General features: G+C 69.5%; 13 protein-coding genes. 7 read left to right on the top strand and 6 right to left on the bottom strand.

Annotated elements, in window-relative coordinates; translation table 11 throughout:
* Positions 1-44: 44 nt before the first annotated feature.
* Positions 45-809 carry an endonuclease/exonuclease/phosphatase family protein gene (locus tag ACNPQM_RS37155; protein WP_358858065.1) on the top strand — a complete coding sequence of 255 codons (765 nt, stop codon included), beginning with the start codon at positions 45-47 and terminating at the stop codon, positions 807-809.
* Positions 810-927: 118 nt separating this feature from the next.
* Here the strand turns inward: ACNPQM_RS37155 and ACNPQM_RS37150 are convergent, their stop codons facing one another.
* Complete coding sequence (locus tag ACNPQM_RS37150; RefSeq protein WP_418087406.1) at positions 928-1,581, bottom strand: hypothetical protein; 654 nt, start codon at positions 1,579-1,581, stop codon at positions 928-930.
* The gene (locus ACNPQM_RS37145) at positions 1,574-2,353 is read right to left on the bottom strand and encodes an alpha/beta hydrolase (protein WP_418087405.1); all 780 of its coding nucleotides are present in this window, start codon (positions 2,351-2,353) and stop codon (positions 1,574-1,576) included. The genes ACNPQM_RS37150 and ACNPQM_RS37145 overlap by 8 nt, the downstream gene beginning before the upstream one ends.
* 195 nt (positions 2,354-2,548) lie before the next feature.
* Between ACNPQM_RS37145 and ACNPQM_RS37140 the strand changes: the two genes are divergently transcribed.
* The 3 genes from ACNPQM_RS37140 to ACNPQM_RS37130 are packed head-to-tail and all read left to right on the top strand — an operon-like array spanning position 2,549 to position 5,263.
* Positions 2,549-3,292, top strand: a complete 744-nt coding sequence (locus ACNPQM_RS37140) for a lysophospholipid acyltransferase family protein (protein WP_358858062.1) — start codon at positions 2,549-2,551, stop codon at positions 3,290-3,292.
* A gap of 49 nt (positions 3,293-3,341) precedes the next feature.
* Complete coding sequence (gene macS / locus ACNPQM_RS37135; protein ID WP_358858061.1) at positions 3,342-4,574, top strand: MacS family sensor histidine kinase; 1,233 nt, start codon at positions 3,342-3,344, stop codon at positions 4,572-4,574.
* Positions 4,571-5,263 carry a response regulator transcription factor gene (locus ACNPQM_RS37130; protein ID WP_358858060.1) on the top strand — a complete coding sequence of 231 codons (693 nt, stop codon included), beginning with the start codon at positions 4,571-4,573 and terminating at the stop codon, positions 5,261-5,263. The genes macS and ACNPQM_RS37130 overlap by 4 nt, the downstream gene beginning before the upstream one ends.
* 391 nt (positions 5,264-5,654) lie before the next feature.
* On the opposite strand, the gene ACNPQM_RS37125 is transcribed toward ACNPQM_RS37130, so the two are convergent.
* Both ACNPQM_RS37125 and ACNPQM_RS37120 read right to left on the bottom strand, forming a co-directional pair.
* Entirely contained in the window at positions 5,655-7,541 is a 1,887-nt protein-coding gene (locus ACNPQM_RS37125; protein ID WP_418087404.1) for an anthranilate synthase family protein, read from the bottom strand.
* A 92-nt stretch (positions 7,542-7,633) separates the two neighbouring features.
* On the bottom strand, positions 7,634-7,690 hold the full coding sequence (locus ACNPQM_RS37120; protein ID WP_107063558.1) for a trp operon leader peptide: 57 nt from the start codon (positions 7,688-7,690) through the stop codon (positions 7,634-7,636).
* Positions 7,691-7,792: 102 nt separating this feature from the next.
* Here ACNPQM_RS37120 and ACNPQM_RS37115 point away from each other — a divergent pair, with 102 nt between their 5' ends.
* A complete protein-coding gene (locus ACNPQM_RS37115; RefSeq protein WP_418087408.1) occupies positions 7,793-9,139 on the top strand; it encodes a class II 3-deoxy-7-phosphoheptulonate synthase in 1,347 nt (448 codons plus the stop codon).
* 170 nt (positions 9,140-9,309) lie between these two features.
* A complete protein-coding gene (locus tag ACNPQM_RS37110) occupies positions 9,310-9,642 on the top strand; it encodes a (2Fe-2S)-binding protein (protein WP_418087407.1) in 333 nt (110 codons plus the stop codon).
* Positions 9,643-9,688: 46 nt separating this feature from the next.
* On the opposite strand, the gene bfr is transcribed toward ACNPQM_RS37110, so the two are convergent.
* Positions 9,689-10,168, bottom strand: coding sequence for a bacterioferritin (gene bfr, locus ACNPQM_RS37105; RefSeq protein ID WP_266986592.1), 480 nt, complete (start codon positions 10,166-10,168; stop codon positions 9,689-9,691).
* Between the two features lie 154 nt (positions 10,169-10,322).
* Here bfr and ACNPQM_RS37100 point away from each other — a divergent pair, with 154 nt between their 5' ends.
* On the top strand, positions 10,323-10,955 hold the full coding sequence (locus ACNPQM_RS37100) for a sulfite oxidase-like oxidoreductase (protein ID WP_327246867.1): 633 nt from the start codon (positions 10,323-10,325) through the stop codon (positions 10,953-10,955).
* Positions 10,956-10,982: 27 nt separating this feature from the next.
* On the opposite strand, the gene ACNPQM_RS37095 is transcribed toward ACNPQM_RS37100, so the two are convergent.
* The gene (locus ACNPQM_RS37095; protein ID WP_418087403.1) at positions 10,983-11,570 is read right to left on the bottom strand and encodes a DUF4396 domain-containing protein; all 588 of its coding nucleotides are present in this window, start codon (positions 11,568-11,570) and stop codon (positions 10,983-10,985) included.
* Between the last annotated feature and the right edge of the window lie 21 nt (positions 11,571-11,591).

The following is an 11,591-nucleotide window of genomic DNA, read 5'->3' as shown; positions in this document are numbered from 1 at the left end:
CGCCCTCACCGGGCGCGGCGGGCGTCCGTCGTATGGTGAGCCGTATGGCTATGACAGAGCTGCCCGACTCCCGTACCGAGCCGGACGGTTCGGCCGTCATCAGAGTGCTCAGCTACAACATCCGGTCGATGCGCGACGACCCTGAGGCACTGGCCCGCGTCATCCGCGCCTGCGCACCCGATCTGGTCTTCATCCAGGAGGCCCCGCGCTTTTTCCGCTGGCGCAAGCGCGCCGCCTGGCTCGCCGCCCACACCGACCTGGTGGTCCTCTCCGGCGGCGCCACCGCCGCCGGGCCGCTGCTCCTGTGCTCGCTGCGCGCCACCGTGGAACGCACGGAGGACCTGCTGCTGCCGCGCACCCCCGGACTGCACCGCAGAGGCTTGGCCACGGCGGTGGTACGGATCGCGGGCACCCGGATCGGCCTGCTGAGCTGCCATCTGAGCCTGCGCCACGAGGAGCGCGTGGTCCAGGCGGACCTGCTGCTCGACCGGCTGGACGCCATGGCGGTCGAGCACGTCATCGTGGCCGGCGACCTCAACGACGCACCGGAGGGGAAAGCCTTCCAGCTGCTGGCCGGGCGGCTCCAGGACGCCCGGTCCGTCCGGCCGTGGGGTGGCGAACTCACCTTCCCGGCCCACGATCCGCGCCTGCGCATCGACGCGGTCTTCGCGAGCAGAGGCATCGAAGTCCTCGGCTGCGGAGTCCCGTCGGGACTGCCCGGCGTCACGGAACAGGACCTGCGCGCGGCCACCGACCATCTGCCGGTACTGGCCGCGCTCAGGGTGCCCGCCCTCTCCTCGCCCGTCTAGGGCGCTTTTCGAAAGCCCCGTCTGCCGGGCGGGCGGAGGACGCTACTTTCGAAACACGCCCTGGCCCCGCCCTCATACGACCGGACACCCTCGGGCGGCCTGATCCGGTGGAGCCGGCTCAGACCACCGCGCCGCGCCCGGGGTCGTCGTCATCCTCGTCGTCGTGCTGCATCCGCGCGACCAGGGTGACGAAGCCGCCCAGGAAACCGCCGATGCAGACCGTGGTGAGCCACCACGTCATCTCCCACTGCAACAGCACGGCGAGCAGCATCAGCACCGGTCCGCCGACGACCGCGAGCCAGGCGAACTTCGCCGTGACATCGGCCTCCGGCAGCGGAGGCGGCTCCGGCGGGACGAAGTGTCCCTCGTCGCTGTCGTCCGCGTCGTCGCCGTCCGCCGGCTCCGCCACCTCGTAGTCGCGGGGACCGCGGACACCGGGGGCGAAGACGACCGAGCTGCCGAGCGGCTGCTCCGGCGGCTTCTTCTTGTCGATGCCCTTGTCCGGCTCCAGTATGTTGCGATCGCCGTCCTCCAGGAGCGCGAGGTCCTCGATCGACTTGAACGGCTTGGCGCCCGGCGGGTCCGGCGGCTCCTCGCCGTAGCCCGCGACGATCGCCTCCCAGGCGGCGTCCTCGTCGAGCGCGTCACCCTGGCCCGGACCCCCGGGTACGTGTGGCGCACCCGCGCCGTCCTCGGGCAGGGCCGCTCCCTCGGTGGGGCGCGGTTCGCGCTCCTCCTCGCTGCCCGCGCGCTCCGCGTCGTGCTCAGCCACCTGACGTGCTCCCCTTCTTCCCGACGCTCGGAGCGAGGCGGCCGATGAACGAGTAGCTCTCGTCGAAGATCCGCTCCGCATCGTGGTCCAACGTCGCCACGTGGTAGCTCTGTTCCAGCAGGATCTCCTCGACATCCGTGGACGACACCCGGCTGAGGATCCGCGCCGAGTCCGCCGGCGGCACCACATGGTCCTGCGGGCTGTGCAGCAGCAGGAGCGGCTGGGTGACCTGCGGCAGTTCCGCGTCGACCAGCCGGAAGAAGTTCCGCAGGGAGTGCGCCGCGTGCAGCGGCACCCGGTCGTAGCCGATCTCGATGGAGCCTTCCCGGGCGATGTCGTTCGCCACGCCCTTCGTGGACGGCAGCAGATGCCGGACGACCGGGAGTGCGTAGGCCGCCAGGCCATGCACCTTGTTGCCCGGATTGACGAGCACCAGACCGCTGATCTCGTCCCCGTGCTTCGCCGCCAGCCGCAGCGACAGCGCACCGCCCATGGACAGCCCGAAGACGAAGACCTGACGGCACCGCTCCGACAGGGCCCGCAGCTCCCGGTCCACCTCCGCGTACCAGTCCTGCCAGCCCGTGACCTGCATGTCCTCCCAGCGGGTGCCGTGCCCGGGCAGCAGCGGCAGCGCGACCGTGAGTCCCCGCTCCGCGAGATATTCGGCCCAGGGGCGCAGCGACTGAGGCGAACCGGTGAATCCGTGACAGAGGAGGACGCCGACCTCTCCGCCCTCGTGGCGGAACGGCTCGGCTCCAGGAAGGACCGGCACCGGGGTCTCCTGTTCTTGAGGCTCGAAAGGGAGCGAAAGGGGGAGTGCAAGAAGGATTACTTCACCGTACGCGACCGGACTGACACCGACCAGGGCCGTCACCGGTCACGGCTGTGCTTCGGCCCCGCGCCGGGCAGGAACGGCGGCAGCATCACGGGTTAAGGTCAGTGCGACAGCACACAGGAGGCACCCGAGTTGATCTACGGCGCAATGAAGTTCTCCATCGGCGGGTCATTGAAGCTCGCCTTCAGGCCGTGGGTGGAGGGCCTGGAGAACATCCCCGCTCAGGGGCCGGCGATACTCGCGAGCAATCATCTCTCGTTCTCCGACTCCTTCTTCCTGCCGGCCGTACTGGACCGCAAGGTCACCTTCATCGCCAAATCCGAGTACTTCACCGCGCCCGGCGTGAAGGGCAAGCTGACCGCTGCCTTCTTCAAGGGCGTCGGCCAGCTCCCGGTGGACCGGTCCGGTGCCCGCGGTGCCGGTGAGGCGGCGATCAAGGCCGGTATAGAGGTCATCGAGAGCGGCGGTCTCTTCGGCATCTACCCGGAGGGCACCCGGTCGCCCGACGGCCGCCTGTACCGCGGCAAGCCTGGCGGTCTCGCCCGGGTGGCGCTTGCCACCGGAGCACCCGTCATCCCCGTGGCGATGATCGACACGGAGAAGATCCAGCCGCCCGGTCAGGTGATCCCCAAGCTGATGCGTCCGGGCATCAGGATCGGTGAGCCGCTCGACTTCAGCCGCTACCACGGCATGGAGGGCGACCGCTTCATTCTCCGCTCGGTCACCGACGAGGTGATGTACGAGATCATGAAGCTCTCCGGGCAGGAGTACGTCGACATCTACGCGACCGCTGCCAAGCGCCAGATCGCGGACGAGGCGAAGCGCCGCGCGGAGGAAGAGAAGCGCGCGGGCAGAAAGTCCGGCACGGAAGGGTGACGGAAGAGCCGGCGCGTCACCGCGTCGGCGTCCGTCGGGGGGTGGGGGCATGGCCAAGCGCGAGCGGGTCCTACGGATGTCGGTCGAGCAGCCGCTGTGGCGCGCACTGACCGCGTACCGGATTCTGACGATGGTCTACGCGATCCTGCTCGCCGTCTTCGGCCGGGCGCGCTACGACCGGCCGTGGGTGGCGATCGCCTTCCTGGTGGTGATGGCGGCCTGGACGCTCGGCACCCTCCCGAAGGTCGCGGGCGCCGTCGCCTGCACCAAGCGTTTCCTCGGCGCCGACCTGGCCCTCGCCCTCGTCGGCATCCTCCTCACCCCGCTCGCCGACTTCGAGGCCCAGCACGTCGACGGCCCGACCCTGCCGTCCATCTGGACCGCGGGCTCCGTCCTGGCGTTCGCGATCAAGGGCGGCTGGCGGTGGGCGGCGGTGGCCTCCACCTTCGTCGCCGTCGCCAACATCATCGAGCGCGGCGAACCCAGCCGGGACACCTTCCACAACGTGCTGCTGGTCTGGGTCGCCTCCATCGCCGTGGGGTATGTCGTCGAGGTTGCCCGCGCCAGTGAGCGCACTCTCGCCCGCGCCCTGGAGATCGAGGCGGCGACCCGGGAGCGGGAGCGGCTGGCCCGTGACATCCACGACAGCGTGCTCCAGGTCCTCGCCATGGTGCAGCGCCGCGGTACGGCGCTGGGCGGCGAGGCCGCCGAGCTGGGCCGGATGGCAGGGGAGCAGGAAGTCGCCCTGCGTACCCTCGTCTCCAGCGGTCTCGTGCCCACCACCCGGGTCTCCGAGGACACTTCCGAGGGCGCGGTGGTCCGTACGGTCGAGGTCGACGACCGGGAGGACACCCCATCCGGTTCGGCGGACTTCGATCTGCGCGCCCTGCTGGCCCCGCACGCCGGCTCCCGGGTCAGCTTCGCGGAGCCCGGTGCTCCGGTCCTGCTCGCCCCGGCGGCGGCGAAGGAACTCGCGGCCGCTGTCAGTGCCGCCCTGGACAATGTCAGGCTGCACGCCGGCCAGGACGCCCAGGCGTGGATACTTGTCGAGGACTGGCCGGACGAGGTGATCGTCACGGTCCGGGACGACGGACCTGGCATCCCGGAGGGGCGGCTGGCCCAGGCCGAGGGGGAAGGCCGGATGGGGGTCGCCCTGTCGATCCGGGGGCGGCTGCGCGACCTGGGCGGCACAGCAGAGTTGATTTCGGTGCCCGGCCAGGGAACCGAGGTCGAGTTGAAGGTTCCGAAGGATTCACGGGGGAAGGCAGGATCCGGCCGATGAGTACGGAGAACACCGCGGGCGCCGAGCAGCGGACCATCAGGGTGATGGTCGTCGACGACCATCCGATGTGGCGCGACGCCGTCGCCCGCGATCTCGCCGAGTCCGGCTTCGACGTGGTGGCGACCGCGGGTGACGGACCGCAGGCCGTGCGCCGGGCGAGGGCCGTCACCCCCGACGTCCTGGTCCTCGACCTGAACCTGCCGGGGATGCCCGGCGCCCAGGTCTGCAAGGAACTCGTCGGTTCCCACCCGGGCCTGCGGGTCCTGGTGCTCTCGGCGAGCGGTGAGCACGCCGACGTACTCGAGGCGGTGAAGTCCGGTGCCACCGGCTATCTGCTCAAGTCGGCCAGTACGCAGGAGCTGACCGAAGCCGTGCGGAGCACCGCCGTCGGCGACCCGGTCTTCACCCCGGGCCTCGCCGGCCTGGTGCTCGGCGAGTACCGCAGGCTGGCATCCGAGTCCGCGCCCGTCGCATCGGACGAGCCGAAGGCGCCGCAGCTGACGGACCGGGAGACCGAGGTGCTGCGGCTGGTCGCCAAGGGACTCTCGTACAAACAGATCGCCGAGCGGCTGGTCATCTCGCACCGCACCGTCCAGAACCATGTCCAGAACACCCTGGGCAAGCTCCAGTTGCACAACCGGGTGGAGCTCGTGCGGTATGCGATCGAGCGTGGCCTCGACGACGCCTGAGCCCGACGGCGTCCGAGGGTGTGCAGGAGTACGGCTACGACTTCATCGGCTTCCGGGACGGCTGGCGCGGCCCGGTGGAGCGTGAGACCGGTGCGGGTGCCGATCGCCGAAGCGACCGCCCGGCTCAAGACGTTCGATCCGGCGTTCTACGCGGAGTCCGGCGTCTTCTTCGGCCGAGTGCGAGCGGCGCACCGGGGATACGGACCGTATCCACACCGAACCCGGAAGGCCCGCATCTGTTCAAGATCCCTCAGCCGAGACCTGCATCACCCGTCCACAACCTCCCGGGACAGAACACCCAGGGCGTGTTTCAGCCCGGCCTGATCCGAAAGAAAGGCCCTGGGGCCCCGGACCGCCTCGGCGGATTCCGGAGCCCCGTCCGCGTCCGCGGTCAGCCGGGCACGGGCAGTCCTGCCAGCAGCTCGGCGACGATCGACGCGCCGCGCAGCGTCAGCACCGACTCCGGGTGGAACTGCACCGACGCGAACCCGCCCCCGCGCAGCGCGTGCAGTTCCCCGGTGGCCGCGTCCCGGCTCACCTCGATGGAGTGCGCGGCCAGCTCGGCGACCGTCTCATCATCGCAACGTGCGGTGAAGCTGTTGTAGAAACCGACCGTCTCCGGGCGCCCGAACAGCTCGATCCGGGTCTGCGCACCCTGGTACGGCACGGTCTTGCGGACGATCTCCAGACCCAGCTCCGCCGCGATCAGTTCATGGCCCAGGCACACCCCCAGCAGCCCGTGCCGGTGCTCCCGTACCAGCTCCGCGGCGAACTCGCGCAGCAGCCGCATCTTCGGATCGCCGGTGTCGGCCGGATTCCCGGGCCCGGGGCCCAGCACGACCGGGCCCGTGTGCGCCCGGACGGTCTCGCGCAGCCCCGGCTCGTCGTAGCGGTGCACCGACACCTCGCGGCCCGAGGCGCGCAGCAGATGCGCCAGCATCGCGGTGAAGGTGTCCTCCCCGTCGATCACCAGCGCATGGCCGGAGAGCTCCTGTGTGCGCTCCTGCATCCGCAGCCAGAACGGCGCGAGCCCGTCCCGCCGGGCGTCCAGGGCGGCTCGCACCCGGGGGTCGCCGGCCAGTCGCGGACGCGTCCCCTCCGTCCGAGGCAGTCCCGGCCGCACGCCCAGTGCGGTCAGTACCCCCGCCGCCTTCGCGTGGGTCTCGGCGACCTCGCTGTCCGGATCGGAGTGGCGTACGAGCGTCGCCCCGACCGGCACTCGCAGCCGTCCGTCGGCTGCGATGTCGGCGGTTCGGATCAGGATCGGCGAGTCCAGGGTCTGTGCGCCGCCCGGCTCCTGCCGCAGCAGGGCCAGCGCGCCCGCGTAGTAGCCGCGGCCGCCGGGCTCGTACCGCTCGATGACCCGGCACGCGTTCTGCACGGGCGAGCCGGTGACGGTCGCGGCGAACATGGTCTCCTTCAGCACCTCCCGCACATCCAGCGAGGAGCGCCCGCGCAGCTCGTACTCGGTGTGCGCGAGATGCGCCATCTCCTTGAGCCGCGGCCCGATCACCACGCCGCCCATGTCGCCGACGGTGCACATCATCTTCAGTTCCTCGTCGACCACCATGGAGAGCTCCTCGGTCTCCTTGCGGTCGCCGAGGAAGGCCAGAAGGCTCTCGGCGGTCGGCCCTTCGGCGGGGTAGCGGTACGTTCCGCTGATCGGGTTCATCACGACCGTCCCGCCGGACATCCGCACATGCACCTCAGGGCTGGCGCCGACCAGCGTCCTCTCCCCGGTGTGCACGACGAACGTCCAGTACGCACCCCGCTCACCGGCCAGCAGCCGACGGAACAGAGCCAGCGCGTCAGCCCGCCCGAACCCCGGGATGCCGCCCTGGAAGGTCCGCCGGATGACGAAGTTCGCGCCCTCGCCCTGCCCGATCTCGTCCTCGATGACCCGTCGGACGATGCCGGCGTACTCCTCGTCGGGGACGTCGAAGGCGCCGCCCTCGACCCGTACGTCATGGGTGGGCAGCGCGGCGAGCACCTCGTCCAGCGGAAGCTCGTACGTCTCGTCCGCGACCAGCACGGACAGCGGCGTCCCGTCGTCGCGCACGTCGAATCCGCGCTCGGCGATCTGCCGGAACGGCACCAGGGCGAGCGAGGGCTGCGGTCCGACCGGGAGACCGGCGAGCCGGTCGGCCTCCCGGACCCCGCCGATCAGCACCTCGACGATGTCGTGGTCGTGACCAGGGGTGCGCCTGCGCAGCAGCGCGAACGGCGGGCAGTCGTCCCGGACCAGCCTGGCGAGGACGGATACGGTGCGATGAGGCATGGGGTGGTGTTCCTTCCGGATGGAGGAACGGCCCCGACACGCAGAGAAGGCCGCCCCTCGGGCGGCCTTCGCGTGGTCTGTCGCGCGATGAATCAGTGGGCCGCCGGATGAGCGGTCCACCACCAGTTCTGGTGCGTCTGCGCGAACATGTCCGAACCCTATCGGACGCCCGGTCCGTCCGGGCGCGCGTCTCAACTGTTGAGCGTGCGGATGGATGCCCCCCTGGAACCCGTAATGTTGTGGTTGTGACCGTGAACGCCAATACCTCCGTCGCCGGTGGCAACACCTGGCGAGACCTTCCCGCGGCGCAGCAGCCTGAGTACCCCGATGCCGAGGCTCTGCGCGATGTACTCGCGGACCTCGCGTCGTATCCGCCGCTCGTCTTCGCGGGCGAGTGTGACCAGCTGCGCGCCCGCATGGGAGCCGTCGCCAAGGGCGAGGCGTTCCTGTTGCAGGGTGGCGACTGCGCCGAGGCCTTCGATGCCGTGTCGGCCGACCACATCCGGGCCAAGCTGAAGACGCTGCTCCAGATGAGCGCCGTCCTCACCTACGCGGCCTCCGTGCCCGTCGTCAAGGTGGGCCGGATCGCCGGCCAGTACTCCAAGCCGCGCTCCAAGTCGACCGAGACCCGCGACGGCGTGACCCTGCCGACCTACCGAGGCGACTCCGTCAACGGCTTCGCCTTCACCGAGGAGGCCCGCGTCCCCGACCCGGACCGGCTGAAGCAGATGTACCACGCGTCCGCTTCCACGCTGAACCTGGTCCGCGCCTTCACCACCGGTGGTTACGCCGACCTGCGCCAGGTCCACGCCTGGAACCAGGACTTCGTCAAGTCGTCCCCGTCCGGTCAGCGTTACGAGGCGCTGGCCCGCGAGATCGACAACGCGCTGAACTTCATGAAGGCGTGCGGCACGGACCCGGCCGAGTTCAAGGCGGTCGAGTTCTACTCCTCGCACGAGGGGCTGCTGCTGGACTACGAGTCGGCGCTGACCCGCATCGACTCGCGTACCGGTGAGCTGTACGACACCTCCGGTCACATGGTCTGGATCGGTGAGCGCACCCGTCAGATGGACGGCGCGCACATCGAGTTCGCCTCGAAGATCCGTAACCCCATCGGCATCAAGCTCGGCCCGACGACCACCGTCGACGAGGCGCTCGGCTACATCGACCGCCTCGACCCGGACCGCGAGCCCGGCCGGCTGACCTTCATCGTCCGGATGGGCGCCGACAAGGTCCGCGACAAGCTCCCCGCGCTGGTCGAGAAGGTCACCGCCTCCGGTGCGGTCGTCGCCTGGGTCACCGACCCGATGCACGGCAACACCTTCGAGGCGGCCTCCGGCCACAAGACCCGTCGCTTCGACGACGTCCTGGACGAGGTCAAGGGCTTCTTCGAGGTGCACAAGGGCCTCGGTACGCACCCGGGCGGCATCCACGTCGAGCTCACCGGTGACGACGTCACGGAGTGCGTCGGCGGAGGCCACGAGATCTTCGTGGACGACCTGCACCAGCGGTACGAGACCGCTTGCGACCCGCGCCTCAACCGCAGCCAGTCGCTGGACCTGGCGTTCCTGGTCGCCGAGATGTACCGGGACCAGTAGCCGTCACGACAGGTAGCGCGCATACGACTGTGGGGCACGGATCGATGTGATCCGTGCCCCACAGGGCATTCCGGGACTTTTACCGGTACGGGGCGCCAGGTAAGGTTAGGTAAGCCTCACCGTTCAGCGGGGTGGCATCCATGACCCATCCTGCCGGGGAGGTGAACCGCGTGTACGTCTGCTCGTGTTTCGGTATTACGGAGCAGCAGGTCAAGGAACATGCGGACGCCGGGGCGTGTACCCCCCGCCAGATAGCCAACGCCTGCAAGGCGGGCACCGACTGCGGTGGCTGTGTCCGCCGGATTCAGGCGATGCTCGGCCGCGGTGCGTGCGCGCGCCGGGAACTGCTGGACCAGAAGCAGGCCCCCGGTGACGCCCTTGGGCAGACCCTCTCGACCGCACCGGGCGCGGCCCCCCGCACCGGTTCGGGCACCGCCTCCGGACGGATCCCGGACATCGGTTCCGGTCCGGTCCCGGGCATCCGGCTCCCCGACGCGGCCTGAACCCGGCTCTCCGGGACCTGCCGTCCCGGACTCGACCGTCCCGGGCTCAGCTGTCGGGCTGCTCGATCTGCTGCGCGATGTAGAGCGGCTCGCCGAGCTTCTCGATCAGTTCCAGCTGGGTGTCGAGGTAGTCGATGTGATGCTCCTCGTCCTCCAGGATCGATTCAAAGATATTTGCGGACGTGATGTCGCCCTTCCCGCGCATCAACTCGATACCGCGCTTGAGCCGGTCGATCGCCTCCACCTCGACCTGGCGGTCGGCCTGGAACATCTCGGTGACCGTCTGACCCACGCGCACATGAAAGAGCCGCTGGTAGTTGGGGAGTCCATCGAGGAAGAGGATGCGGTCCGTCAGGGTCTCGGCGTGCTTCATCTCGTCGAACGACTCGGACCGGGTGTACTTCGCGAGCTTCGTCCAGCCGAAGTTGTCCTGCATCTTTGCGTGCAGGAAGTACTGATTGATGGCAGTCAATTCGGCGGTCAGCTGTTCGTTCAGGAACTCGAGGACCTCGGGGTCGCCCTGCATCGCAGAGGCTCCTTCCAACCGGTGAACTGGGCACGTTGGCCGCATCCTCGCACCGCACCCCCCAGCCGTCCAGTAAGTGCATGCTTAGTATGAGTTGCCCGAATAGTCGCTACCCTGGTCATGACCACCCCTGCCTGTCTGTCACCATGGAGGCATGGGTCAGCCGGAAAGCCGGGAATACCGCGAATCAGAGCAGTCCGAGCTTCCGCCGGGTCAGCGACTGCAGCGCGGTTGGCCGGTTACCCACTACGGGCCCGTTCCCAAGTTCAAGCCCGATCGCTGGGAGTTCCGGGTCTTCGGGGCCACCGCGGACGGCGAGAAGCACTGCTGGAACCATCAGGAGTTCTCGGCCCTGCCGTTCTCCTCGGTCGTCGCCGATCTGCACTGCGTCACGAAATTCAGCATGCTCGGGGCCGAATGGGGCGGGGTCCTCGCCCGCACGATTCTGGAGCTCGCGCCACCCGCGCCCCAGGTCACGCATGTGATGGTCTGGGCGGAATACGGATTCAGCTCTAACCTGCGGCTCGCCGACTTCACCTCGGACCGCACACTTTTCGCCACCCACAAGGGCGGTGAGCTGCTCACCGCGGAGCACGGCTTCCCGCTGCGCCTCGTCGTACCGCACCTGTATGCCTGGAAGGGGCCCAAGTGGGTCCGGGGCGTCGAGTACATGACGGCCGATCGCCGGGGCTTCTGGGAGGAGCGCGGCTACCACAACATCGGCGACCCGTGGCGCGAGCAGCGCTACTCCTACCAGGAAGAGCCCGGGGAAGGCCCCGAGCTCTGACCTGATGGTCCCGGTGCGGGGCCGTCCTCAGTGGTGGTACTGGTGCACCACCGCGTGGCCCTTGCCGCGGCCGATCATCCACTTGTTGACCGGTGTGGTGACGACAAAGGCGACGGCCAGCGACACTATGAGCGTTCCCCAGAACAGTGTGTCGGCGAGCTGTGCGTCCATGGCGCCCGGCCACAGGGCGATCACGCCGTTGTCGATCAGTTCCATCACCGCGATCGAGAGGGTGTCGGCGGCCAGGGCGACCCGGAACGCGGCACGGAAGTCGACGCCGGCCTTCAGGATCGAGCGCAGCGTCAGCGTGTAGCCGAAGAAGAACGCCAGGACGATCGCGAGGGCCATCGTCCCCGTGTTGCCCCAGCCGAGCGCCGTGCCGATCACCATGCCGAGGATCTCGCCGATGGCGCATCCGGTGAGGCAGTGCAGTGTGGCGCGCGCGGCCATGGCCCAGTCGACCCGGCCGAGGGAGTGCGCAGTGTGGCCGGCGTGAGCCGAGTGGTTGGCGTGGCTGCTGCCGTCGTGGGCCTGCCCGTGGTGCCCGTGGTGCTCGTGGCTCTGCCCGTGGTGCTCGTGGTGCTGGTGCTCTCCGTCGCGCGTGTCGTGCTGCATGGCGATCCCCCAAGGCCGGTA

It is taken from the genome of Streptomyces sp. NPDC056231, from assembly GCF_048270745.1.
Taxonomy (GTDB): domain Bacteria; phylum Actinomycetota; class Actinomycetes; order Streptomycetales; family Streptomycetaceae; genus Streptomyces.
The sequence above is the reverse complement of the archived record's forward strand: the minus strand, read 5'-3'. Positions and strand labels throughout refer to the sequence as shown.